General features: G+C 68.4%; 22 protein-coding genes and 1 tRNA gene. 10 read left to right on the top strand and 13 right to left on the bottom strand.

What is annotated here, in order from left to right; genetic code table 11:
* Positions 1-4: 4 nt before the first annotated feature.
* From ACWDMM_RS11355 to ACWDMM_RS11345, 3 genes are all read left to right on the top strand, one after another.
* Positions 5-78, top strand: a tRNA-Pro gene (locus ACWDMM_RS11355).
* 104 nt (positions 79-182) lie between these two features.
* Positions 183-752: a hypothetical protein gene (locus ACWDMM_RS11350; protein ID WP_195079839.1), complete on the top strand. Its 570-nt coding sequence runs from the start codon at positions 183-185 to the stop codon at positions 750-752.
* 69 nt (positions 753-821) lie between these two features.
* Positions 822-1,544 carry an SDR family NAD(P)-dependent oxidoreductase gene (locus ACWDMM_RS11345; RefSeq protein ID WP_357108534.1) on the top strand — a complete coding sequence of 241 codons (723 nt, stop codon included), beginning with the start codon at positions 822-824 and terminating at the stop codon, positions 1,542-1,544.
* A gap of 54 nt (positions 1,545-1,598) precedes the next feature.
* Here the strand turns inward: ACWDMM_RS11345 and ACWDMM_RS11340 are convergent, their stop codons facing one another.
* A complete protein-coding gene (locus ACWDMM_RS11340; protein WP_195079837.1) occupies positions 1,599-2,057 on the bottom strand; it encodes a hypothetical protein in 459 nt (152 codons plus the stop codon).
* Positions 2,058-2,235: 178 nt separating this feature from the next.
* On the opposite strand from ACWDMM_RS11340, the gene ACWDMM_RS11335 reads away from it, so the two are divergent.
* From ACWDMM_RS11335 to ACWDMM_RS11320, 4 genes are all read left to right on the top strand, one after another.
* Positions 2,236-2,943 (top strand): GntR family transcriptional regulator, encoded by a 708-nt coding sequence (locus ACWDMM_RS11335; RefSeq protein ID WP_195079836.1) that lies wholly within the window; start codon positions 2,236-2,238, stop codon positions 2,941-2,943.
* 12 nt (positions 2,944-2,955) lie between these two features.
* Positions 2,956-6,567 carry an urea carboxylase gene (uca, locus tag ACWDMM_RS11330; protein WP_357108538.1) on the top strand — a complete coding sequence of 1,204 codons (3,612 nt, stop codon included), beginning with the start codon at positions 2,956-2,958 and terminating at the stop codon, positions 6,565-6,567.
* The gene (atzF, locus tag ACWDMM_RS11325) at positions 6,568-8,289 is read left to right on the top strand and encodes an allophanate hydrolase (RefSeq protein ID WP_357108541.1); all 1,722 of its coding nucleotides are present in this window, start codon (positions 6,568-6,570) and stop codon (positions 8,287-8,289) included.
* 161 nt (positions 8,290-8,450) lie between these two features.
* The gene (locus ACWDMM_RS11320; RefSeq protein ID WP_195079833.1) at positions 8,451-9,680 is read left to right on the top strand and encodes an FAD-dependent monooxygenase; all 1,230 of its coding nucleotides are present in this window, start codon (positions 8,451-8,453) and stop codon (positions 9,678-9,680) included.
* 52 nt (positions 9,681-9,732) lie between these two features.
* On the opposite strand, the gene ACWDMM_RS11315 is transcribed toward ACWDMM_RS11320, so the two are convergent.
* From ACWDMM_RS11315 to ACWDMM_RS11295, 5 genes are all read right to left on the bottom strand, one after another.
* Positions 9,733-10,323: a TetR/AcrR family transcriptional regulator gene (locus tag ACWDMM_RS11315; RefSeq protein WP_195079832.1), complete on the bottom strand. Its 591-nt coding sequence runs from the start codon at positions 10,321-10,323 to the stop codon at positions 9,733-9,735.
* A 19-nt stretch (positions 10,324-10,342) separates the two neighbouring features.
* Positions 10,343-11,566 (bottom strand): cytochrome P450, encoded by a 1,224-nt coding sequence (locus tag ACWDMM_RS11310; RefSeq protein WP_449937146.1) that lies wholly within the window; start codon positions 11,564-11,566, stop codon positions 10,343-10,345.
* A 634-nt stretch (positions 11,567-12,200) separates the two neighbouring features.
* Positions 12,201-13,115, bottom strand: a complete 915-nt coding sequence (gene bla, locus ACWDMM_RS11305; RefSeq protein ID WP_195079830.1) for a class A beta-lactamase — start codon at positions 13,113-13,115, stop codon at positions 12,201-12,203.
* A gap of 101 nt (positions 13,116-13,216) precedes the next feature.
* The gene (locus ACWDMM_RS11300) at positions 13,217-14,686 is read right to left on the bottom strand and encodes a catalase (RefSeq protein ID WP_449937143.1); all 1,470 of its coding nucleotides are present in this window, start codon (positions 14,684-14,686) and stop codon (positions 13,217-13,219) included.
* Between the two features lie 61 nt (positions 14,687-14,747).
* Positions 14,748-15,173, bottom strand: coding sequence for a Fur family transcriptional regulator (locus ACWDMM_RS11295; protein ID WP_449937142.1), 426 nt, complete (start codon positions 15,171-15,173; stop codon positions 14,748-14,750).
* A gap of 488 nt (positions 15,174-15,661) precedes the next feature.
* On the opposite strand from ACWDMM_RS11295, the gene ACWDMM_RS11290 reads away from it, so the two are divergent.
* Positions 15,662-16,900 carry an APC family permease gene (locus ACWDMM_RS11290; RefSeq protein ID WP_195079828.1) on the top strand — a complete coding sequence of 413 codons (1,239 nt, stop codon included), beginning with the start codon at positions 15,662-15,664 and terminating at the stop codon, positions 16,898-16,900.
* Positions 16,901-17,134: 234 nt separating this feature from the next.
* Here ACWDMM_RS11290 and ACWDMM_RS11285 read toward each other — a convergent pair whose 3' ends face one another.
* Complete coding sequence (locus tag ACWDMM_RS11285; RefSeq protein WP_357108556.1) at positions 17,135-17,731, bottom strand: TetR/AcrR family transcriptional regulator; 597 nt, start codon at positions 17,729-17,731, stop codon at positions 17,135-17,137.
* A gap of 42 nt (positions 17,732-17,773) precedes the next feature.
* A complete protein-coding gene (locus ACWDMM_RS11280) occupies positions 17,774-19,240 on the bottom strand; it encodes an alpha-L-fucosidase (RefSeq protein ID WP_195079826.1) in 1,467 nt (488 codons plus the stop codon).
* Positions 19,241-19,601: 361 nt separating this feature from the next.
* Here ACWDMM_RS11280 and ACWDMM_RS11275 point away from each other — a divergent pair, with 361 nt between their 5' ends.
* Positions 19,602-20,951 (top strand): serine hydrolase domain-containing protein, encoded by a 1,350-nt coding sequence (locus ACWDMM_RS11275; RefSeq protein ID WP_449937140.1) that lies wholly within the window; start codon positions 19,602-19,604, stop codon positions 20,949-20,951.
* Positions 20,952-20,958: 7 nt separating this feature from the next.
* On the opposite strand, the gene ACWDMM_RS11270 is transcribed toward ACWDMM_RS11275, so the two are convergent.
* The 4 genes from ACWDMM_RS11270 to ACWDMM_RS11255 form a co-directional block, all read right to left on the bottom strand.
* Positions 20,959-21,876, bottom strand: a complete 918-nt coding sequence (locus tag ACWDMM_RS11270; RefSeq protein WP_449937137.1) for an aminotransferase class IV — start codon at positions 21,874-21,876, stop codon at positions 20,959-20,961.
* A 61-nt stretch (positions 21,877-21,937) separates the two neighbouring features.
* Positions 21,938-22,195 (bottom strand): Txe/YoeB family addiction module toxin, encoded by a 258-nt coding sequence (locus tag ACWDMM_RS11265; protein ID WP_195079823.1) that lies wholly within the window; start codon positions 22,193-22,195, stop codon positions 21,938-21,940.
* Entirely contained in the window at positions 22,192-22,440 is a 249-nt protein-coding gene (locus tag ACWDMM_RS11260; RefSeq protein ID WP_067799699.1) for a type II toxin-antitoxin system Phd/YefM family antitoxin, read from the bottom strand. The genes ACWDMM_RS11265 and ACWDMM_RS11260 overlap by 4 nt, the downstream gene beginning before the upstream one ends.
* A gap of 98 nt (positions 22,441-22,538) precedes the next feature.
* Entirely contained in the window at positions 22,539-22,961 is a 423-nt protein-coding gene (locus tag ACWDMM_RS11255; RefSeq protein ID WP_195079822.1) for a nuclear transport factor 2 family protein, read from the bottom strand.
* A gap of 108 nt (positions 22,962-23,069) precedes the next feature.
* On the opposite strand from ACWDMM_RS11255, the gene ACWDMM_RS11250 reads away from it, so the two are divergent.
* Positions 23,070-23,609 carry a TetR/AcrR family transcriptional regulator gene (locus tag ACWDMM_RS11250; RefSeq protein ID WP_449937178.1) on the top strand — a complete coding sequence of 180 codons (540 nt, stop codon included), beginning with the start codon at positions 23,070-23,072 and terminating at the stop codon, positions 23,607-23,609.
* 190 nt (positions 23,610-23,799) lie between these two features.
* Here ACWDMM_RS11250 and ACWDMM_RS11245 read toward each other — a convergent pair whose 3' ends face one another.
* Positions 23,800-24,834 carry an aspartate-semialdehyde dehydrogenase gene (locus tag ACWDMM_RS11245; RefSeq protein WP_195079821.1) on the bottom strand — a complete coding sequence of 345 codons (1,035 nt, stop codon included), beginning with the start codon at positions 24,832-24,834 and terminating at the stop codon, positions 23,800-23,802.

The raw sequence follows: 24,834 nt of genomic DNA, 5'->3' as shown, positions 1-24,834 counted from the left end.
TTCACGGGGTGTGGCGCAGCTTGGTAGCGCGCTTCGTTCGGGACGAAGAGGTCGCAGGTTCAAATCCTGTCACCCCGACTCGTGGTTGAGACGACGGGAAGGCCCCTGACCAGTACGCATGGTCAGGGGCCTTCTCCGTTGCCCGGACGTGGGAGCCGAGACACTCTGCGTAGGCTCGACGCATGCTTGCCCTCTACAGTGCGGCGGTCGCGATCGTCACGGGCGCGACATCGGCCTGGATCGGCTACTACTTCAGTGTCCGCAAGGACCGGTTGCAATGGGACCGGAGTCACGCGACGCGATGGGACAGTGCGCGTCGCGAGGCTTACGTCGCGTTCGCGGCGGCGATCAAGCGCGAGGTCCGCTTACATGTGAAAATGGCCGCCGCGCAGCATCCGGACGTCTGGCCAGGACATGAGACGTTGTCGATGGAGGAAGGCTGGCCACTGCTCGCGGCAGCCGAGGACGCACGTGCCGACCTCCTGGAATCCATCCTCTTGCTCGCCGACGGCCCCACTGTCGAGGCGGCACGCGAGTGGCAGCAGAAGGTCTGGGAATTGCGTGTGCTGCATCGAGATGCGAACGCCTCCGTGGAGACGATCCGCCAGGCGCTGGCCCGGGCATCGGACGCGCGGGACCGCTTCTACGCGTGCGCTCGACCGGACCTCGGCATTCACTCCGCGCTTCCGGGACCGCGGCCATTGCTCGCCATCGCCGATGAACCCGACACCATGGTCGGCGCCCGATCGTAGGTTGGTCCGATCGTATGCGGGAATATCATGCCTAGAACCGATTCCCCGCAATCGACGAAAGGTCGGCAGATGAGCAAGCCCGTCGATGGCGTGCCCGCGGACAGACCACTGTCCGGGAAGACCGCGCTGGTCACGGCGGCCTACACCGGAATAGGCAGGTCGATCGCGAAAACGCTTGCCGCGCAAGGAGCGAAGGTCGTGGTGCAGCATCCGCACTTCCCCGAGCCCGCCGCGGAGGTGGTCAAGGAGATCACCGAGGCGGGTGGCGCGGCGCTGGCGCTCGCGGCCGACATCGCCGATCGCGACGAATACGAGGAGCTGGTGCAGGCGCTGCTCGAGGAAGGCGGCGGGTGGCATGTGCTGGTCAACACCGCCGCGGTGCCGGAATCCGAACCGTTCCCGAAGCTCAGCTCCGAGGCGTTCGACAGCAATTTCGCGGCCACGGTGAAGGGCGTCTTCCACGGCCTGCAACTGGCTTTGCAGCACTTGGCCGACGAAGGCCGGGTCGTCAACGTCTGTGATCCCGCCGACCCGGGCAGCGCGGTGCACGACGCGACGCGCGGCGCGGTCGAGCAACTCGGCCAGGCCGTCGCCCCGGATTTCACGTCACGGCGGATCACCGTCAACACGGTCAGCTACGGCGCGGGCACGACCGACAACGCGGAGCTCGAGACCGCACTCGCCTCGTTGCGGCCGGCCGAGCCGGGCGCGGTGGTCGCCTATCTGGCCGGTGCCGCGGCGAGCACGGTGAACGCCCAGGTCATCCGGCTCGACGGCACGAGCGGCCGGTAGCAGGAGCGACTACGACCGGCGCGCCCGCGGTCGGCGAGCACGCCGGTCGGACGCTCAGGCGGTGACCGTGCCGCCGTAGGAACTGAATCCGCGGCCGAGCGCCTGGCAGGTGAAGCTGCCGTGGAAGCCGACCTGGCACGTCGCTCCGGCATGCTCGATGATGGGGCCCCACTGGCCGGAGCCGGTTTTCACGTCGTAGATGCTGGGATTGCCACCCGGCAGGGTGTACGACGTGGCCGGGTCGAAGGTGGGATGCGCGGGCAGCCAGGCCTGGTCGATCACGATTTCGTTCACCGTCACCGGCACCGGGATGTAGGTGCCGCCGACGTAGTAGCTCAGGTGCTGGGGATAGCCGAAATCGCATCCGACGGAGCCGTTCGCGAAGATCGCGCAGTTCGTGCTGCCCGCCGAGAAGTAGACCGTGCCGGTGTCGGCCTGGGCGCTACCGGCTGCCAAGAGCGGCGCCATCGCGGCGGCGGCGAGTACTCCGGCGAACTTCGTGCTGCGCTTCATCTTTTCTCCTCGATCTTCGCTGATGGACAACCGACTCGATGACTCTGTCGAGCCCGCGCGGGATTTCGTTTCGTCCCGAGTACCCACACAGCCGCCGACCGACGCGGTGAGCAGACGCTAACGCGGCGATAACTTGCGGTCACTCCGCCGAAATGCGAGGTCAATAGCGTATACAGCCATGTCGACACGGATAGCAACCCTGGCCGACGCGGCGGGCAAACCCCTGCGCGACGTGGTGTACGAGAAGCTGCGCGGCGAGCTCATGAACGGGGACATCAAGTTCGGCGAGCGCCTCACCGAGCCGAAACTCTCCACCCGCTTCGGCATCTCGCGCACGCCGATCCGCGAGGCGCTGACCGTGCTGTGCTCGGACGGACTGCTGCAACGCGAAGAATACGGGTTCAGCCCCGTCCGGCCGAGCATCCCGCTGATCCGCGACCTGTACGAGTTGCGAATCACCCTGGAGCTGGGCGGTCTTCAGCGCGCGATGACCAACCCCGCGGTCACCCACGATCGTGCGCTGCTGGAGGCCGAGCGAGCCGCCTGGCTGGAACTGCGCGCCGACCCGCCGGAACAGGAACCGGGCTTCGTGGTGCGCGACGAGGAATTCCACGTCACCCTGCTGACCGCTGCGGGCAACACCGAGATGGTGCGCGCGCTCAAAGCGGTGAACTCCCGCATCCGCCACGTGCGCATGTACGACTTCATGGTAAACAACCGGATCGAGACCACCATCGCCGAGCATCTCGGAATCCTCGAAGCCGTTCTGGCCGAGGATCTTTCGCTGGCGTATCGGCTGCTGCACACGCATATCGGCGAATCGCTGGACGTCGTGCTCGAACGGGTCACCCGTGCGATCGCGGCGATGTCGCTGGCCACGGAATAGCAGGGAGCGGTAGTGAGTCTGGAATTCGATACGGTGCTCGTCGCCAATCGCGGCGAGATAGCTTGCCGCGTCATGCATACCGCCCGGCGGCTGGGGCTGAAGACGGTGGCCGTGTACTCCGATGCCGACGTGGGCGCGGCGCACGTCGAGATGGCCGATGTCGCCGTGCGCCTGGGGCCGGGACCGGCCGCGCAGTCCTACCTGCGCGCCGACGCGGTGGTGGAGGCGGCGCTGGCGACCGGAGCGGGGGCCATTCATCCCGGCTACGGGTTTCTCTCGGAGAACGCGGATTTCGCCACCGCGGTCGAGAAAGCGGGCATCGCGTTCGTCGGACCGACCGCCGAGCAACTCCGCGTCTTCGGTGACAAACACACCGCCCGCATGGCCGCCCGCGCGGTCGGCGTGCCGCTGATCCCCGGCAGCGACCTGCTCGAATCGGCTGATCACGCCGTGACGGAGGCCGAGCGGATCGGTTTCCCCGTGATGCTGAAGGCGGTCGGCGGCGGTGGCGGCATCGGCATGCAGGCGTGCTTCGACCCGGACGAGGTGCGCGCGGCCTACGAGCGGGTGCAGCGCATCGCCACGGCGAACTTCGGTTCGGCGGGCGTCTTCCTGGAACGTTTCGTCGCGCGGGCCAGGCACGTCGAGGTGCAGCTGTTCGGCGACGGCAACGGCCGCGTCGTCAGCCTCGGCACCAGGGACTGCTCGCTGCAACGCCGCAACCAGAAGGTCATCGAGGAGGCGCCCGCGCCGGGGCTCGCCCCGGAGCAGTCGCAGCACCTGCTGGCGGCGTCGCGGGAGCTGGCCCGCTCGGTCGGGTACCGCTCGGCGGGGACGGTGGAGTTCGTCTACGACACCGACAGCGGCGCCGCGTCGTTCCTGGAGATGAATACGCGCCTGCAGGTCGAGCATCCGGTCACCGAGGCGGTCACGGGCGTCGATCTGGTGGAGTGGATGCTGCGTCTAGCCGGCGGCGACACCTCGATGGTGGACCAACAGCCCGAGAGCGGACCGGTGATCACCGGCCACGCGGTGGAGGCCCGGGTCTACGCGGAAGATCCCGGCCACGAGTACCGCCCGAGCGCGGGCCTGGTCACGGCCGCGCACTTCCCTGGTGACGTCCGGGTGGACACCTGGGTCGGTACCGGTTCGGAGGTCAGTTCGTATTACGACCCGCTGCTGGCGAAGGTGATCAGCAGCGGCGAGAATCGAGCCGACGCTTTCGCCGCCCTGCGCACCGCACTCGATGCGACCCGGATATACGGGGTGCAGACGAATCTGCCCCAGCTGCGTCAGGCCGTGGCCGACGGCCGGGTCCTGCGTACCGAGCACACCACCACCACGCTGGCCGACATCCGCCCGGTCGGCCGCCGCATCGACGTGCTGCGCGGCGGAACCATGACCACGGTGCAGGATCATCCGGGCCGGATAGGTCTGTGGGAGGTGGGCATTCCGCCGTCCGGCCCGATGGACGACCTCTCCTTCACCCTCGCCAACACCGCGGTCGGCAACCCGGTCGGCGTCCCCGCGCTCGAGTGCACCTTGCAGGGCCCGCGGTTGCGCTTCTCCGACGCCACGGTGGTGTGCGTGACCGGCGCCCCGGCTCCGGTGACCGTGGACGGCCGTCCGGTGGCCATGTGGGAGCCCGTCACCGTGGCCGCCGGCGCGGTGCTGGACATCGGCGCGCCGACCGACACCGGCCTGCGCACCTATCTGGCGGTGCGCGGCGGCCTCGACGCGCCGCTCTATCACGGCAGCGCGTCCACCTTCACCCTCGGTGGATTCGGCGGTGTGACCGGCAAGGCGGTGGCCACCGGCGACGTGCTCGGCATCGCCCCCGCCGAGGCAGCCACACTCGGCGCGCCGGCCGCCGTAGCGCCGGGCGACCGGCCGCAATTCACCCACGAGTGGCAGCTCGGGGTCGGTGTCGGTCCGCAGACCTCGCCCGCGTACTTCACCGACGCCGACATGGACCAGTTCTGCACGCACCCGTGGCGAGTCGGCAGCCACGCCAACCGCACCGGCATCCGGCTGGAGGGCCCGAAGCCGGCGTGGTCGCGCACCGACGGCGGGGATGCCGGTCTGCACCCGTCCAACCTGCACGACAACCCCTACAGCGTGGGCGCGTTGAACGTCTCCGGCGACACCCCCATCCTGCTCGGTCCCGACGGCCCGAGCCTCGGCGGGTTCGCCTGTCCGCTCACCGTCGTGTCCGCGCATCGCTGGCGGATGGGTCAGTTGCGTCCCGGCGACTCGGTGCGGTTCGTGCCGGTCGACGACGACAAGGCAGCCGAGTTGCGGGCGTCCAACGGCAGCCGCGTGCCGGATCTGGTGACCGATTCCCGCGCCGCCCGGCGCGATCGCGGCGTGCTCGGCGGCGTCGAGGCGTCAGCGGACCGCCCGCGCGTGCGTTACCTGCGCGGCGGTGACGACAACGTGCTGGTCGAATACGGCGAGATGGTCCTCGATCTGGGCTTGCGTATGCGGGTGCACGCCCTGGCCGAAGCACTCGCGGCCGTCCGGCTGCCCGGCGTTGTGGACGTGACCCCCGGCGTGCGGTCCCTGCACGTCCACTTCGACCCCGAGGTGCTGCCGCAGTACCAATTGCTGGGCACGCTGACCGAACTCGAACTCGACCTGCCCGCCACGACCGACCTGGTGGTGCCGAGCCGCACCATCCGGCTGCCGCTGTCGTTCGACGATCCCTCGATCGCCGAAGCGATCGACCGCTATCGCAGCGGCGTGCGCGACACCGCGCCGTGGCTGCCGTCGAACACCGAGTTCATCCGCCGCGTCAACGGGCTCGACAGCGTGGACGAGGTACGCGCGACGGTTTTCGACGCGGAGTATCTGGTGCTCGGCCTCGGAGACGTGTATCTCGGTGCGCCGCTGGCTGTTCCGCTGGACCCGCGGCACCGCCTGGTCACCACCAAATACAACCCGGCCCGCACCTGGACCCCGTCCGACGCGGTCGGCATCGGTGGCAAGTACCTGTGCGTCTACGGGATGGCCTCGCCCGGCGGCTACCAACTGATCGGCCGCACCGTGCCGATCTGGTCCAGCTACCGGCAGTCCCCGCCGTTCGAAGCGGGCACGCCGTGGCTGTTCCGGTTCTTCGATCGCATCGTGTGGGAACCGGTGGGCCCGGAGCAGTTGCTCGAACACCGCGCCGCGGCCGAGGCGGGCAGATTCGACGCCGAGGTGAGCGAGGGCAGTTTCGCGCTCGCCGACCATCTGCGGCTGCTGCGCACCGAGGCCGAGTCCATCGCCGCGTTCGAAACCAGGCAGGCCGTCGCGTTCGAAGCGGAGAAGCAGGCGTGGCGGGCGGCGGGCGAATTCGCACGCGACACCGTCGCGCCCGTCACCGCGCCGGTCGACGACCCGCTGGCCGGACTGCCCGCCGACGCGACGGTGGTGACCGCCCCGATGATCGGCAATGTCTGGCGGGTAGAGGTCGCACCGGGGCAACGGGTCGAGGCCGATGCGCCGGTGGCCGTCCTGGAGGCGATGAAACTCGAATTACCCGTGCACAGCCCGTGCCCGGGCACCGTTTTGAAAGTACTGACCACGCCCGGCGCCAAGGTGGAGCCGGGCACGCCCCTCGTAGTGATCGGAGTCGACTGAATGCCCCTCCTAGGCGACACGGCAGCCGACCCTGTCGAACGCGTGGCGGCCGCCTATCGGCGGATCGCCGAGGTCGATCGGCCGGAAGTGTGGATCACCCTGCGACCGGAACCCGAGGTCGCCGCCGAAGCGGCCGCGCTCGCGCGCAGGCTCGCCGCCGGAGAGACCTTGCCGCTGGCCGGAGTCCTGGTGGCGGTGAAGGACAACATCGACGTGGCGGGGCTGCCGACCACCGCGGCTTGCCCGGAGTTCGCCTATCTGCCGGAGGTGACCGCGGCGGCGGTCGAGCGGTTGCTCGCGGCCGGGGCGCTGGTGCTGGGCAAGACGAACTTGGACCAGTTCGCCACGGGACTGGTCGGGACGCGCAGCCCGTACGGCGCGGTGCGCAACGCCCGGTACCCGGAACTGGTGTCGGGCGGGTCGAGTTCCGGTTCGGCGGCGGCGGTGGCGCTCGGGATCGCGGATATCGGCATCGGCACCGACACGGCCGGATCCGGACGGGTGCCCGCCGCGCTGCACGGGATCGTCGGCATCAAAGCCACTCTCGGGGTGATCCCGGCGCACGGGACCGTGCCGGCCTGTGCGGACTACGACGCCGTGACCGTGTTCGCCGCCGACCTCGACTCGGCGGTCTCCGCGGCGGCGGTGATGGCGGGCCCGGAGCCGCGTGACCCGCGCAGCCGCACGTGGCCCGCCGATGTCCGGCTGGCCGCACCGCTCGCACCGCGCATCGCCGTGCCGCGCCCCGAGGACTTGGCCGCGCTCAGCGAGCCGTACCGGGACGCGTTCGCGCGCACCGTCGCCTTGGTCGCGGAGACGGGCGCGAAGACCGAGGAAATCGACATTTCCGCCCTGCTCGACGCCGCGCTGTTGCTCTACGACGGCGCACTCGTCGCCGAACGCCATGCCGCGGTGGGCGCGTTCCTCGACACCGCCCCCGCCGGGGCCGATCCCACGGTCGCCGCCATCATCGGCGCGGCGCGGGAGAAGACCGGTCCGGCGTTCGCCGCCGACCTCGACCGGCTGGCCCGCGCCAAGGCGAAGGCCGCCGAACTGCTGCACGGCTTCGACGCACTGCTGTTGCCGACGACCACCGAGCATCCGAGCATCGCCGCGGTGCGGGCCGATCCGGTCGGCATCAACCGGCGGATGGGCACCTACACCAACTTCTGCAACCTGCTGGACATGGCGGCCGTCGCCGTGCCCGGAGCGCCCACCGCCGACGGTGCGCCGTTCGGCGTCATGCTGGTCACCCCCGCCTTCGCCGATCAGGTGGCGGTCGATCTCGCCGCCCGCCTGCTCGGTCTCGACAGCGCGCCGCTGCTCGTCGCCCAGGGCGCCGACCTGGCCGTCTTCGGTGCGCACCTGCGGGGGCAGCCACTGCACTGGCAGCTCGAGCAACTCGGCGCCCGCTTTCTCGGCGAGATCCGGACGACCGACGCCTACCGCCTGACCGCGCTGGACACCACCCCGCCCAAGCCGGGACTGGTGCGGCACGGACCCGGCCGCGGGGCTCCGATCGAGGGAGAGCTGTTCCGCGTCGCCACGGCCGGGCTGGGTCGCTTCCTGGCCGAGCTGCCCGCTCCCATGGCCCTGACCCGCATCGAACTCGCCGATGGCCGCGAGGTCGTCGGGTTCGCCTGCACCTACGACGCCGCGCGCACCGCCACCGACATCACCCACCACGCGAGCTGGCGCACATACCTCCAACATCGCTCCTAGCTACTGCGATTCGTCCCCGAGCCCATGGCCGCGAGCACCCGTCGCCGCCATGGGCTTTCACTTGCGAGCCGATTTAGACATTCGTGCTAGACATTCGTACCACCGCATGTTAGACATATGTCTAAGACATTTGGTCAATCCAGTGGGAGTCGAGGAAAGTCATGAGCGCCAAGTCCGTAAGCCAGCTCCGCGTGCTCGTCGCAGGCGGCGGCATCGGCGGCAACGCCGTCGCGCTGCAACTGCTCCGGTCCGGCATCCGAGCCACCGTGGTGGAGCGCGCCGCAGCGCCGCGCCCCGGCGGGCAGGCCGTCGACCTGCGCGGACCCAGTCGCGAGGTGGCCGAGCGGATGGGCATGATGCCGGGCATCAAGAAATATCAGCTCGACGAGCGCGGCATGAAGTACGTCGACGACGCGGGCCGCGAGATCCTCCGCATGTCCGCCGAACTCTTCGACGGCAAGGGCGCGGTCGCCGAAATCGAGATCACCCGAGGCGATCTCAATCAGGTGCTGCTCGACCTGCTCGACGCCGAGGGCGGCGTCGACTACCGCTACGGCGAATGGATCACCGAGATCCGGCAGGACGGCACGGGCGTCGACGTGACTTTCGCATCCGGCGCCGACGAGCGATTCGACCTGGTGATCGGCGCCGACGGGTTGCACTCCGCGACCCGAAGGATGGTGTTCGGCCCCGAGGAGCAGTTCGCGACCTACCTCGGCGGATACATGTCGTTCTTCACGCTGCCTCGACCGGAAGACCTCGAGCCCCACTGGTTCACGATGCACTCGCTGGTCGGGGGCACCGGCTTGGGCATGCGTCCCGACGCCGACCCGGCCACCTGCAAAGCACTCGTCGTGCTGCGCGCGGCGGCGGACCCCGCGCTGCGCCGCGACGTCTCGGCACAGCAGCGGTTCATCCAGGAGCGCCTGGCCGGCGGCGGATGGGAGTCCGCTCGCATCGCCGCGGCGATGTCCGACGCGCCGGACTTCTACTTCGACGAGCTGGCCCGCATCGACATGCCGAGCTGGGTCGAGGGCCGGGTTGTCCTGCTCGGCGACGCCGGGTACTGCGGTTCCCCGCTCACCGGGCAGGGCACCGCGATGGCGCTGGTGGGCGCGTACGTGCTCGCCGGTGAGCTCGCCGCGCACGCCGACGACCTCGGACAGGGCCTGGCCCGCTACCAAGAGGTGCTGCGCCCGTTCGTCGAGACGGCCCAGCAGTTGCAGCCGGGCGGCCTGAACGCCATGACGCCCAAGTCCCGCTTCGGCATCCGCGCGGGCCACGCCGTCAGCAAACTGATGATGTCGAAGGCGATGCGACCGGTCATGATGCGGATGCTGAGCAAGACCGAGACCTACGATCTGCCCGACTACTCGGCGGCGACCGTCTGAGCCCGTGGCGCACACGTGGACCGGAGTCCCGCGCGGCTCCGGTCGACCGGCGTCAGTCGATCACGGTCCGGTGGTCGAGCAGGAACGGCAGCACGAAGGTGCGCAGCATCCCGCGTTCCTCGTCTTCGCCCGCGCCGGGCAGCGTCAGCAACGACACCATCGCGCGCACCACCCACCGACCGACCCGCTCGGCCGCGACGGAGGACAGCCCCGGACGGAATCCGGCGACGAAGTCGGTGGCGAGCGCGTCGATCACACCCGGCGAATTCGCCAGCTGGGCAACGATTCCCACGTTGGACGGTTCGAACCAGACCGCGAGATGCGGCGTTTTGCGCACCTCGGCCAGCAGTGCGGTCAACGTGTCGAGCAACTGCTCCCCCGGCTCCGTGTTCGCGGGCGTGGCCCGGTCTCGCCAGACGCGCTCCACCAACTGCCGCGCCTCCCGGCCCGCGAACGCCACGTAGAGCGCCTGCCGGTTCTCGAAGTAGCGATACAGCGTCGCCCTGGAACATCCTGCGGCGTCGGCGACTTCGGCCATGCCGACCCCGCTGACGCCTTTGTCGATGAACAGCGCGCGCACCGCGTCGAGAATGCGCTCACCGGCCAGTTCGGCGCGGCCGTCGGCCAGCCAATCGCCACTCATGCCGTGTCCCTTCCCGTGCTCACGCCCCGCACCGGAACGGCACAGTAGTCGGCCTGCGGACGTACGGCCCGCTCGCGTACTCCACCGCGTCGATGTCGACGACGTACTCCGGGAACCGATCGAGCAACTCTTCGAGCGCGACCCGGGCTTGCATCCGCGCGGCCGCCGCGCCGAGACAGTGATGCGGCCCGTGCCCGAAGGTGAGGATGCGCTGCGGATTGCGATCGATGTCCAGCTCGGCGGCATCGGGGCCGAACGCCCGCTCGTCGCGATTGGCCGACCCGAACACCAGCAGCGCCTTCCGTCCCGCGGGCACCGTCTTCCCGGCGAGTTCCACGTCACGCGTCACGGTGCGCGCCAATCCCTGCACCGGTGCGGTGAGCCGGGCGAACTCCTCCACCGCGACGCGAATCCGATCCGGTTCCGCGGCCAGCGCGGCGCGCTGATCCGGGTGTTGTTGCAGCAGCTGGACGGCGCCGCCCAGCAGGCCTGTGGTGGTGTCGTTGCCGCCCGCGACCATGGTCCAGGTGTAGGCGAGGACCTGGATCAGTCCGCGCACGTCCGTGTCGTCGGCCGCCATCCCCGCCTGCACCAGCAGGGACACGGTGTCGTCGCCGGGGTCGGTGCGCCTGCGTTTGATCAGTTCGGCGAAGTACCCCATCATCTCCGCCGACGCCGCTCGCGCCTTTGTGTTCGTCCGGTCAATGCTGCCCGCGACGACGGCGTCGGTCCAGCCGTCGAATCTCGCCCGATCCTGCTGCGGCACCCCGAGGTAGTACGCCACCACCATGCTCGGCAGCGGCTTGAACAGTTGCTTGACGATGTCACCGCCGCCTTGCGCCGCGATGGCATCGAGCCGGTCGCGCACGAAGCGGCGCACCACCGGCTCCACGTCCTCGACCTGGCGCGGGGTGAATCCGCGAGCGACCAGTTTTCGGAAGTCGGTGTGCTGCGGCGGGTCCTGCATCACCAGCGGGGGGTTGTCGGTCAGACCGAGTTCGTCGAGTTCGCCGTATTCCACCGTCAGCCCGTCCCGCGAGGAGAACGTCTCGCTGTCGCGCGCCGCCGCGTAGACGTGCTCGTGCCGAGTGAGCACCCAGTAGTCGTGTTCGGGCCGCGCGGCCGGGACGACGTGCTGCACCGGATCGTGCTCCCGCAGGGCCGCGTACATCTCCCACGGCGAGGCCCAGGTGGGGCCGGAGCGAAGTTCGAAGACCGGGGGCCGATACGACACGTGCGTCATGTATCGACCGTAAGACAATTTACTAAAAGTGTCTAGAACCGGTTCCAGTTCGGTGGGCCGATCACCATGACGACCAGCCCGGCCGCTTCCGCCCCGCGTGGAACCCGGCGCCGCACACTCGTGGGTTACCTTCGGCAGCGGCAACGCCGTCTCGTTGCCGGTCAGCTCCAGGAAGAGCCAGCGCGAGCGACCGCTCCGCGTCCCGCGTCCGCCGGGCCGGCCACCCCTCGTAGACCGGCCCGGCGGACACCCACCCCCGAGACCCGGCCTGTCACCCCTCGAGACAGGCCGCTTCTCGGTTCGCACCTCGCGGTGCTGGGTATGTCCCTCCCGCGAGACAAACAATGCAGGCACGGGCTTGGCGCGCTCTTAAGAACACCTTGCAAGATCGAAATCGCAGGTGAGCGGGATTCACCAGGTGGTGACCCGGCAAGCGCCTACCGCCCGGCGGCGGAACGCGGGATGATGGTCACGAGTGCGCCAAAATGATTGGGAGCGACGATGGAAACCGTGGTGGTCTGGATTCTGGCGACCCTGCTCTACTGGTGGGGTCTGCTGTAGGTGTCCGAACCTGGCCGCCTGATCCGGCCAGGTCTACTACAGGTCGTCGTTATTCGCTCACTCGCCGCGCCGGTCAGCGAAGACCGTCCAGGACCACCCGCGTCACGTCCACCAGCAAATCGTTGCTCACCCCGGCATCGGCACTTGGCTTGCGGCTCATGATCGCGATCACGATCGGCGCCCGGCCACCGTCGGGCCAGACGATCGCGACGTCGTTGGCACAGCCGTAGGAGCCGGTACCCGTCTTGTCGCCGATGACCCACTCGGCGGGCAACGCCGCACGGATGCGCTCGGCACCGGTCGTGTTCGCCTTCAGCCAGGCGACCAGCTGATCGCGTTCCCGTACGCCGAGCGCGTCGCCGAGCGCCAAGGCGCGGTAGTTCGCGGCGAGCGCGGCCGGAGTGGTGGTGTCCCGTTCGTCACCGGGGATCGCGGTGTTGAGTTCGGTCTCCCAGCGGTCGAGCCTGCTGGTCGGATCGCCGAGGGTGCGGAGAAACGCCGTGAGCCCTTCCGGGCCGCCGATCTCACGCAGCAGCAGATTGCCCGCCGTGTTGTCGCTGCGGGTGATCGCGGCCTCGGCCACGCGCGCCAGCGTCATCCCCTCGGCCAACTCGGCGCCGGTCACCGGCGAATTGTCGACCAGATCCCCCTCATGGAAGCGGATCACCCGATCGAAGTATCCCGTGTCCAGCGGATGCGCATACAGGGCCGCGGCTGCCGCGAGCGTCTTGAAAGTGGACAGGAACGGGAAACGCTCGTCGGCGCGGTGGGTCACCGTCCTGCCGGTGCCGGTGTCCACCGCGAACAACCCGACCTGCGCGCCGTACCGAGCCTCCAGGTCCGCCACGCTCGTGTCCGCGGCGGGGCCGGCCTGGACGCTCGACGTGAGCGGGTCCGGCCGCGCCGCATCGGTTTCCGCACCGCAACCGGCCAGCAGCGTCAGCGCGGCGGCCAGCGCCACCCGGTAGTCACGTGTCAGCCGAGGCATGCCCACACTCTGGCACCCGAGCACTCACCGGGCGGACAGGATGGGCCGGACACGCCGAAGGCAGGTGCGCGATTCCGCACACCTGCCTTCGAAGTGAGTGATCAGCCCTGCGAGCCGTCGAGTCCGGCGCGCACGCCCTCCTCGACCCGCTTGCCCAGATCGGCGTCGACGTTCTTCCAGTACTGGAAGACGCGGCTCAGCACCGGCTCGCGGACGCCGCCGAGCACGTGGCCGACGATGTTGTCCACCAAGCGTTCTCGCTGCGCGTCGTCGAGCACCTCACGTACGAGGGTGCCCGCCTGGGTGAAATCGCCGTCCTCGGCATGCCGGATGTAGCCCGCGCGCACGATGGTCGGATCGAAGTCCCAGATACCGCCGTCCGCGGCCTTTTCCGGGTCGGCGTGCGGGCCGCCGAACGAATTCGGGGCGTAGACCGGCACATTCGGATCGTTGTAGTGGTACCGCATGGCGCCCTCCTTGGAGTAGGAGTTCACCTCCGCGGCCCTGGCCTGGTTCGGCGGCAGCTGCGCGTAATTCGTGCCGATGCGGTAGCGGTGCGCGTCGGCGTAGGCGAAAACGCGGCCGAGCAGCATCTTGTCCGGTGAGAAGCCGATGCCGGGAACGACGTTCGACGGCTCGAACGCGGCCTGCTCGATGTCGACGAAGTAGTTGCGGGGGTTGCGGTTCAGCGTCCACTTGCCGACCTCGATCAGCGGGTAGTCCTTGTGCGACCACACCTTGGTCAGGTCGAACGGGTTGAACCGGTAGCCTTCCGCCTCCGCGACCGGCATGACCTGGACGTACACCGTCCAGCTCGGGAAGTCGCCGCGCTCGATCGCCTCCCACAGGTCCTTGCGGTGGTAATCGGCGTCCTCGCCCGCGATCCGGTCGGCCTCGGCCTGGGTCAGGAACTCGATGCCCTGGTCGGTCCTGAAGTGGTACTTGACCCAGAAGCGCTCCCCCGTGGCGTTGATCCACTGGTAGGTGTGCGAACCGTAGCCGTTCATGTGCCGGTAGGTCTTCGGGATGCCGCGATCGCCCATCAACCAGGTCACCTGGTGGGCGGTCTCGGGACGCAGGGTCCAGAAATCCCACTGCATGTTGTGATCGCGAAGACCGTTGCCGGGCAGGCGCTTCTGCGAGCGGATGAAGTCGGGGAACTTGATCGGGTCCTTGATGAAGAAGATCGGCGTGTTGTTGCCGACGAGGTCGTAGTTGCCGTCCTCGGTGTAGAACTTCACCGCGAATCCGCGCGGGTCACGCCAAGTGTCCGGGCTGCCCTGCTCGCCGGCCACGGTGGAGAACCGCGCCAGCGATTCGGTGCGCGCACCGGGCTGGAACAGCTTCGCCTTGGTGTACTTGCTGACGTCGTTGGTCACGACGAGCTCACCGTAGGCGCCCGAACCCTTCGCGTGCACGATGCGTTCCGGCACCCGTTCGCGGTTGAACTGGGCCAGCTTCTCGATGAGGTAGTGATCGTGCAGCAGGATCGGGCCCTGCGTGCCCGCGGTGAGCGATTCGTCGTCGCTTTCGACCGGGATTCCGGTGTTCGTGGTTGTCGGTTTGGTCACGGAAGACTCCTCGGCTGGTGAACATCGTTTCCCGGGAGGGCTGCCCCGGGCGTATGGACCGCTACTCGGAACGGCAGGTCGGGCACAGCCCCCAGAAGACGACATCGGCTTCGTCGACCACGAATCCGTGCGCGTCCGACGGGTCGAGGCATGGGGCTCGGCCCACGGCGCAGTCGACGTCGACGACCGCACCGCAGCTTCGGCACACCAGATGGTGGTGGTTGTCACCGATCCGGGTTTCGTACAGCGCGGACGAACCCGCGGGCTCGATCCGCCGCAGGATCCCGGCGCGCACGCACGCGTGCAAGACGTCGTAGACGGCCTGCGTGGACACCGAGCCCAGCGCTTCGCGGACGGTGGCGGCCACCGTGTCCGCGTCCGAATGCGGCCGTGCCGCGACCGCGTCCAGTACTGCGAGCCGTGGCGCGGTGACCCGCAAACCCGCTGCTCGCAGCCACTCGCGTGAGGCAGTGCCGTTGGTGTGCATACTTCGATTCTGACCCTTTTCTGGAACTAGTCAAGAAAAGAGAGTGGAATCACTCCAGAAAACACTCTGGTTCGGAGCTGCTCGACGAGTCGCTCCCGCAGGCGACCAGGTGCGATATGAAGTGGCGAGCGTCACAAATTCTCGTCGGAATAGCTTCCGGCAGCGCGTGGTTGAACCCCCTGTCGGCGTCCGGACAGCCCCGGGCCGCACCCTTTGTCGCTTCGAGCGACCACCCGCCGAGAGGCGCTTGTGGGACGTCGACACCCACCGTCGGCGTCCGGACAGCCCCGGGCCGCACCCTTTGTCGCTTCGAGCGACCACCCGCCGAGAGGCGCTTGTGGGACGTCGACGGCAACGACACCACCACGGTGTCCCAGCCAACAGCGCCGCCAGGTCATCCCGACCTGGCGGCGCTGTCGCATCCACCGGGCCGGCCCGGCGAGCGAAGTCGCGCTGCGGGGGCGGGGGTGGTGGGGGAGGATGCGGGTATGGCGTCGGTGGATGGGGAATTGAGTCGGCGGCTCGGGCTTGCCGATTCGGTGGTCATCGGGCTGGGGGCGATGGTTGGGGCGGGAATTTTCGCGGCGCTCGCGCCCGCGGCGGCCGCGGCCGGGAGTTGGCTGCTGGTGGCTCTCGCGGTGGCGGCGGTGGTGGCGTATTGCAATGCGACGTCGTCGGCGCGGCTGGCGGCGCGATATCCCGTTTCCGGGGGCACGTATGTGTACGGGCGGGAGCGGCTGGGGCGTCTGTGGGGGTATCTCGCCGGATGGGGGTTCGTCGCGGGGAAGACGGCTTCATGCGCGGCGATGGCGCTGACGGTCGGTAGCTATGCCTGGCCCGAGCAGGCGCACGCCGTGGCGGTGGGCGCCGTGGTGGCGATCACCGCGATCAATTACACCGGCGTGCAGAAATCGGCGTTCGCGACTCGGGTGCTCGTCGGCGTCGTCCTCGCGGTGCTCGCCGCGGTGATCGTGATCGGGCTGCTCGGAACGCATTCGGCGGCATCCGCCCTGCCCGACCGGATCGGTCCGCGCGACGTGCTCACGGCGGCGGGACTGCTGTTCTTCGCGTTCGCGGGGTACGCGCGCATCGCCACGCTCGGCGAGGAAGTACTCGAACCACAGCGCACCATCCCCCGCGCCATCATGCTCGCGCTCGCGCTCGCACTCGCGATCTACACGCTGGTCGCGGTCGCGACGCTGAGCGTGCTCGGCTCCGCCGGACTGGCCGCGGCCACCGACCCGCTGGCGCGAATGGTCAGCGCGGCGGGCGTCCCCGCTGCCGCGCCGGTGGTGCGGATCGGCGCGGTGCTCGCGGCGGCCGGATCGCTGCTCGCGCTGATCCTCGGCGTATCCCGCACGGTGCTGGCCATGGCGCGGGACCGCTATCTGCCCGGAGCGCTCGCCGCGGTGCATCCGCGGTTCGGGGTGCCGCACCGTGCCGAACTGGTGGTCGGCGCGATCGTCGCCGCGGTCGCCGCGCTGTTCGATGTGCGCGCGGCCATCGGGTTCTCTTCGTTCACGGTGCTCTTCTACTACTTGATCGCGAACATCTCCGCGGCGACACTGACCGCCGAGGAGAATCGGCCACCCCGGTGGATTCCGGTGGTCGGCGCGGTCGGGTGCGTCGTCGTCGCATTCGCCCTGCCGCTCGGCTCCGTGCTCGCCGGGCTCGGCGCGCTCGCCCTCGGGGCAGCGCTGTATGCGTTGGGTGAGCGCTACCGCTAGCGGCCGCCCTTGTCCGCCCGACTCCGTCATCAGCCGATGCACCGACCCCAACTCGGCGCAGTGGTGTAGACACCGGGCGAGCGCAACCGCCGAGACGGTCGCGCAGCGGGCCGATGGGAGCTGCTGTTGCCAAATCCGAGGGGGCGTCGGCCGTAACTTCTCCGGCAATCGCAGGGTCATGGAGGGGATGCTGCATTGGCTGCGCACACTGCTGGCCCACCATGTCCCCTGCGTCTATCGATCGGCAACAGAAATCGCGCGGTAGACGAACGCTTCCAGTTCCTCGGCCGCAGCCCGCAGATCGAACCCGGGTTCGGTCAGCCATCGGCCGACCAGACCGTCGATCGCGCCGCTGACGACCACCGCGGTCGTCTCGACGTCGAACGTGCGGAACCAGCCATCCGCCTGCCCGGCGGCCAACAGGTCCGCCAGTACTCGCCACCGGGACGAGTCCGCGCGGATCGTGCTGCGGCCGGCGGCTTCCGCGATCGCGATGACCTCGGTGAGCGCCCGGATATGGGACGGATGGGCGCTCAGATGACCGAGCATCGCCCGGATGTACGCGCCGACCGCGTCGGCGGGCGTGCCAGCGCTCCGCACCGCCGCATCCACTTGCTCGACCAGGCCGCCGAGCACGCGGTCGAGCACCTGGTCGAGCAAGTCCTCTTTGTTCTGGAAGTGATACAGCACCGCGGCTTTCGAGACGCCCGCCTTCTCGGCGATCCGCGACAGCGAGGCACGAGCATGTCCTACCTCGGCGATCAGGGCGATCGCACTGTCGACAATCTGCCCGCGGCGTACGTCAGCCGATTCCACCGTCTCGGCGGTCACGAAATTCTCCTTCTCTCCCTGAGACCAGTGCGGGCAACCGATTCACGACCGCGAAACGGACACCGCCGGGGAGTAGACGCCGGTCAGATCACGACTGAACCCGAGGATGGTGTCACTATCACGCCTTCGGACCGTCACCGGGCTGCCATCCGCCGACAAGGTGCCGGTGGATCCCGGGATCGACAGTGCCTTCAGGGTGATCTCACGCCCCTTCGGATAGCCGATCACCAAGACATGGACGGCAGTGCTGTCACACGTCAGCCGGACCGGCAGCCCCTCGGCTGTCTCGCCCTCCGCTTCGTTCCAAGGGCTGGTGTCGTAGATCGCCGGGCCGTTGCGCCGCAGCCAGCTGCCGAAAGCCGCCAGCCGATCGAGTTGCGCTGCCGGGATGACGCCCGCGCCACCGCTCGGGCCGACATCGAGCAGCAGATTGCCGTTCTTGGCGACCGTGTCGGCGAAAGCCGGGAAGAGATCGTCCTCGAATGACGCGTAGTCCGCGTCGGCCTCGTCGCGGTTGAAACCGAACGAGTTGCCGATACCCCGGGTCGCCTCCCATTTGGCCGACTGGATCGTGTCGAACCGGGCGTACTCGCGAGTAGTGAAATCCGCGTGCGGGACCGCCTGCGGCGCCGCGGTGTGGAGGATGTCCGGGCGCGCGGCGAGCAACTGCTTCATCAGCAGGTCGAAACCGGCCCGGGCCGGTTTCCAGTGCATCACCTTCCTGACCCACGAGTCGATCTGCCAGCGATCGTTGACGACGCCGTCCGGCACCATGCTGTAATAGTCGGCGAACAACGAGAGCAACTGTTTCCGCCCGGTCGGCCACGAGATGTCGTTCCACAAGATGTCCGGCCGATAACGGGTCACGAGTTCACGCATCTGGGCGTCGGCGTAGGCGGGATAGTCGCGGCCGTGCGGTGAATAGATGTAGTCCCCGAGAGTCTTCATCATCTTCGGCTGGAAGGTCCAGTCGATTCCGCCGGAATAATAGACACCGAATCTCATCCCGCGCCCGCGCACCGCGTCCGCGAGTTCGCCGACCAAGTCGCGTTCGGTGAACCATCCGGCTTTGTGCGGGTTTCGCACACCGGTCGGCCACAACGCGAATCCGTCGTGATGCTTGGTGACCATCACCACGTATCGGGCGCCTGCCTGCTGGAACGTCTCAGCCCACCCGTCCGGGCGCCAATCCTCCAGCCCCTGCTCGAACATCGCCTTGAAACCGTCGTACGGCAGATCACCGAAGTGCCGCCGGTGGAACGCGGCGGTGGGCGAGCCGGGATCCTTCATCGCGTTCGCGTATTGCTCGGCGTAGGGATTCCTGGTCATGGCGTGCCCGTAATCGTCGCGCAGCACATCGGCATAACGTCCTCTCGGCGCGAATCCGGGCACCGAGAACAATCCCCAATGGACGAAGATCCCGAATTTGGCCTCCGCGAACCAGGTCGGTTCCCGGCGCGCCCGTGATCCCAGCGAAAGCCCGTTCCCGCCATCCGCGACCTGCTTCATCCTGCGCCTCTTCTCGTGTACGTGCAGGCCAAGGGTAGCTGACCGATCGGTCAGCCGCTGCGCGCCGCCGAGAGGCGACTACCTACCGAGCCGGATACGTCCTGACAGTGATCGTCGAGTGGCTCGAGTCATCGGGAAACCCGGCCTGGTCCAACAGCCCCATAACCCGACCGGCGAACCGACGGGAACAGACCACCGGATCAGCGACGGCTCCTCGCGCCCGGCTCGGCATCGGTGCCACCTGTGCCGCGCGGACCCGGCGAATGCCCGTGCCCGATCTGCGCCTCGTTGCGGATATCAGACGTCCAGTTCCCCGCCTGTTTACCGCGTGAACAGGACGAAGGGCGCTAGCCTTTTGCACATGGGGCGTTTCGGTGGATTCCTGGCGGGAATCGCGGCGGTTTCGCTGGTGGCGGGCAATCTCTTCGCTGGAAGCGCGGGCGCCGCGACCGGTGACGAGGCGCGGTGCGCGGTCACCTCGGGGCGCGATCTGGAGCGGGCGGCGCCGGAGCAAGTCGGGTTGGATTCCGCGAAACTCCAGGACGCGCTGACCTTCGCGGCCGGCCGGAACCGTTTCAACGTCCAGGTTTTCCGGCACAACTGCCTCACCGGCGAAGGGCCGACGAACGAGCAGACCGGCAACGTGGCGTGGAACATCTGGAGCGCGACCAAGAGCGTCGTCTCGCTGCTCGCGGGAATCGCCTGGGATCGTGGCGCACTCGATCTTCACGCGCCCATCGATCGCTATCTTCCCGCCGGACTCGGTGATGCCCAGCACCGGTCGATCACCGTCGAGAACCTGCTCACCGAGACCTCGGGCATGCGGGTCGGCGTGCTGACCGAGGGTGTCACCGGCGTGATCCCCGTCGACCCGGACAGCGCGGTGCAGGCGCTGGGCGTGCCGCTGGACAATCCGCCGGGCACCGTCTTCACCTACAGCCAGCGCAATGTCGACCTGTTGTCCTACGTGCTGGAGCTGGCCGTCGGCGAACCTCTGCAAGATTTCGCGCAGCGGGAATTGTTCGATCCGCTCGGGATTCCGCGCAGCGACTACTACTGGGCTCAGGATCGCTCCGGGCACACCTACGGCTACGCGCACCTGATGATCCCGCCGAACGATTTCGCGAAGCTCGGACTTCTGGTGAGCAACGACGGGCGCTGGGGCGAACAGCAGATCGTGTCCCGTGACTACCTGCGCAAGGCGCGCACGCCGTCACCGACGAACTCGTGCTATGGGTACCTGTTCTGGCTCGGCGGCGGTTGCGCGGAGATCGCCGATTTCCTGCCCGACGACGTGTACGCGATGGCCGGGCTCGGCATGCAGAACGTCTTCGTCATACCCAGCCTCGACCTCACCGTGGTGTGGACCGGCGTCTTCGGGAACGTCAGCAGCCAGGGCGTGTCCGGAGTCGTGCAGAACACCCAGGAATTGCCCTACGAATTCTTCCGCAAGGTGTTCGACGCGTTCTACGACCGGCCGGTACCCGACCCCGGTCCGTACGTCGAGCCGCCGCTGCGGCTCGATCCACGTCGTTTCGTCGACACGGACATCTTGATCGCCGTGTTCGGCCTCGGTCCCGCCGCCTATCCAGGCTGCAATGTCTTCGCCTGCCTGAATCACCCACTGGATCCGCCGTTCGCGGACACCCCGCCGGGTTGCGCCATCCTGGTCTGCCTCGGACCCGACCCGCGCACCCCGGCGATCCGCTGACCTGCCGCTACCGGGTGAGATCCGTGACCCAGCCGTGCACGTCGTCGGTGCGCAGCGCGGCGTGATGACGTTTGCGCAGCGCCTGGGAGATCGGGCCTGGAACCGCGTCGGCGACCAGGCGGCCGTCCACTTCGACGACGGGCGCGGCGCCGGATGACGTGCCGGTGACGAACACTTCGTCGGCGATGTACAACTCGGTGAGATCGACGGTGCGTTCCACCACCGGGATGCCGTCCTCGACCGCCAAGGTGAGAACGGTCCTGCGGTTGATGCCGTCGAGAATGTCGCAGGAGACATCGGGCGTGATCAACGTGCCGTTGCGGACGAGGAAGATGTTCGCCGCGCTGAGTTCGCAGACGTGCCCGTTGCCGTCGAGGAAGACGCAGTCGTCATAACCGCTGTCGATCGCGTCCTGCTTGGCCAGCACCGAGTTGACGTACGCGCCGTTGACTTTCGCCCGAGACGGGATCGCGTTGTCCGGAATGCGCCGCCACGGACTGGATTTCAGGCGCATGCCGTTCTGCGGGACGATGGGCACCGCGTCGTAGACGAACATGCTGACCCGAATGGCACAGCCCCGCACCCGGGTACCCGGAATGGACTCGACCACGTGCACCGTCGCCCGCACGAAGACGTCCTCGCGCGGAGCGTTCGCCGCGACCAGTTCCACGACGGCCGCACGGAACCGGGCGTAATCCCACTCCGCCGCGAACCGATCCATCCCGATGATCTTGCAGGACTCCTCGAGCCTGCGGAAATGGTCGTCCAAACGGAACGCCGTCCGCGCTGCCCCATCCACATGCACCGGGAAAACGGTGTAGACACTCAGTCCGTACAACACCGCCGACGATGCGACGCTCACCGTGGCAGCTTCGGCCGCAACGATCCGGTCGCCGAGATACACATGAGGATGAGGGTTCGCCATCGACGCAGGCTAACAGCCGCGCCGCGCGACGAGCGAGGCCTTTTCCGCGTGCGGCCCGCCGTCAGTCGTAATGCTTTCCGACCTTGGCGATCCAAACCGCATCGTCGACGATTCGATAGACGAGCCGGTGCTCCTGCGTGATCCGGCGCGACCAGTACCCTGCCAAGTCGTGCTTCAAGGGCTCGGGCTTGCCGATGCCTTCGAACGGATCGCACAAGATGGCTTTGATCAGCACATTGACCTTCTTCAATACGAGCCGGTCACGCTGAAGCCAGGCCGCGTATTCCTCCCATGCGGATTCGGAGAATACGACCTTCATTCGATGAGATCGCGTTCGACGCCGCCACCACCCTCGAGCTCTTGAATCGAGCGGCGTAGGCGCGCCCCGTCGCGTCCGCTCAACAGCTCCACGGTTGTCATCAGCGAGTCGTAGTCCTCCTTGGACATCAACACCGCGTTCCCCCCTTTCGACACGATCTCGATCGTGTCGTGATCCTCGTTGACCTTCCGCACCAGAGGAAACAGGTTCTTTCGCGCCTCGCTCGCCGTGATCGCCGAAGCCATGGTTCCTCCTAGCAAGTCGTACAACATATGGTACCACTCGATTGGCATTCGTCCGCACCGCACACGGCTGCGCGGAACAGTGCGCGCCGAGTAGCAGCTCAGCTCGTGGCCAGGCGGGTGAAGCGGGCGGTGTCCATGTAGTCGCGGAAGAGCACCACTCGGCCGTCGCGGACCCGGACGACGTTCACCGAGGTGCGCACCCGGGCGCGACCGGAGCCGGGGACGGTCATGTCCACCTCGTTCTCCACGAGCAGCACCTCGGGGTCGGTGGTCTCGTAGACCTGGGGATGGATCGCGTGCACTTCGATCCCGGACAGGCCCGACCATCGTTGCGCCAAATGCTCGCGGATCGCCTCCCGGCCTTCCAGTCGCGTCGGAAGCCCAGGGATGGTGAACGGGATTTCGAAGACCGCGTCGGGCGCGAGCAGCGCGACGAACGCGTCGGCATCGCGCGCAGGCAGGTCGCCGAACAATCGCTCGACCAGCTCGCGCGGGCTCCGCGCGGACGAACCATCGGTCATCGGACACCTCCAAATAAGCGGAACGCAAGACCCGCTTATCATCCGGAACGCGCGCCCCGGTTGTCAACAGTAGACTCCTGACCCGTGACCGAACCCGAGCGCCGACCCATGCGCGCCGACGCTCGCCGCAATCGCGAGCGCGTTTTGGCAGCCGCGCAGGAAGCGTTCGCCGCGGAAGGGCTCTCCGTGCCGCTGGACGAGATCGCACGGCGGGCCGGTGTCGGCGCGGGCACCGTCTACCGGCACTTTCCCACGAAGGAAGCGCTGTTCGAGGCGGCGATCGTGGACCGGGTGGACCGGATCATCGCGCTGGCACGGCAATTGGCCGACTCCGCGGATCCGGTGCTCGCGTTCTTCGACTTCCTCGCCCGGCTCGTGGCCGAGGGCAGCGTCAAGCGGGATCTCGCCGACGCCGTCGGCGGCCAGGACGCCCCCGAATACCTGCGGCCCGTCCACGAACTCAACGCGGCCATCGGCACGCTGCTCACCCGCGCGCAGCAGGCGGGCGGCGTGCGCACCGACATCGAGGTCGAGGACCTGATGCGCGTCATCAAGGGCGCGTTCCTCGCCACCCACGGCACCGCAGCCACCGCCGCGCAGCGCGAGCGCGCCTTCGCCGTCGTCTTCGACGGTCTGCGCACCCACTGAGCCGTTCCCGAGTCGCCTCGCCTGGAATCGGCAGCGGCTCGGTCCCCCGCCTGGTCGCCCACCCGGGCAGCACCGATACCAGCGATACGAAGCCGACCGCTTCAACCGGCGGAGTCATCCGCGCACGATAACGGAGGAGGGAAACGACGAACGGGCCGCGAAACCCGCGGCCCGTTCGATCGAGTAGCTCTCAGCGCTCGCTGAGCAGCACCTCGGCGATCTGAATAGTGTTGAGCGCAGCGCCCTTTCGCAAGTTGTCGCCGGAGATGAACAGCGCGAGCCCGCGGCCGTCCGGCACACCAGGGTCCTGCCGGATGCGGCCGACGAGCGAATCATCGATGCCCGCCGCGGCGAGCGGAGTCGGCACATCGACCAGCCGCACACCGGGGGCCTTGGCCAGGATCTCCTTGGCGTGCTCGGCCGAGAGCGGCTCGGCGAACTCGGCGTTCACCGACAGCGAGTGGCCGGTGAAGACCGGCACGCGCACGCAGGTGCCGCTCACCGCGAGATCCGGGATGCCGAGGATCTTGCGGCTCTCGTTGCGCAGCTTCTGGTCCTCGTCGGTCTCGCCGGAGCCGTCGTCGACCAGCGAACCCGCCAGCGGAAGCACGTTGAACGCGATGGGCGCGACGTACTTGTTCGGCGCGGGGAAGTCGACGGCGCGGCCGTCGTGGGTCAGCTTCTCGGCGTCATCGATCACCGCGCGGGCCTGGCTTGCCAGCTCTTCGACACCGGCCAGGCCGCTGCCGGAGACCGCCTGGTAGCTGGAGACGATCAGGCGGCGCAGACCCGCGATGTCGTGCAGCGGCTTGAGCACCGGCATGGCAGCCATCGTGGTGCAGTTCGGGTTGGCGATGATGCCTTTGACCAGGTTGCGCGTCTGCTCCGGGTTGACCTCGCTGACCACCAGCGGGACCTCGGGGTCCTTGCGCCACGCCGAGGAGTTGTCGATCACCGTGACGCCTGCGGCGGCGAAGCGCGGCGCCTGCACCCGGGACATGGTGGCGCCCGCGGAGAACAACGCGATGTCCAAGCCGGACGGATCGGCGGTCTCGGTGTCCTCGACGACGATCTCGCGGCCGCGCCAGGGCAGCGTCTTGCCCGCCGAACGAGCCGAGGCGAAGAACCGCACCTCGTCGGCCGGGAAGTTGCGCTCCTCCAGCAGCTTCCGCATGACGGCGCCGACCTGCCCGGTCGCGCCGACGACTCCTACGCGAACTCCCAT

It is taken from the genome of Nocardia sp. NPDC003726 (assembly GCF_053586955.1).
This window is presented reverse-complemented; position numbering and strand designations above follow the sequence as displayed.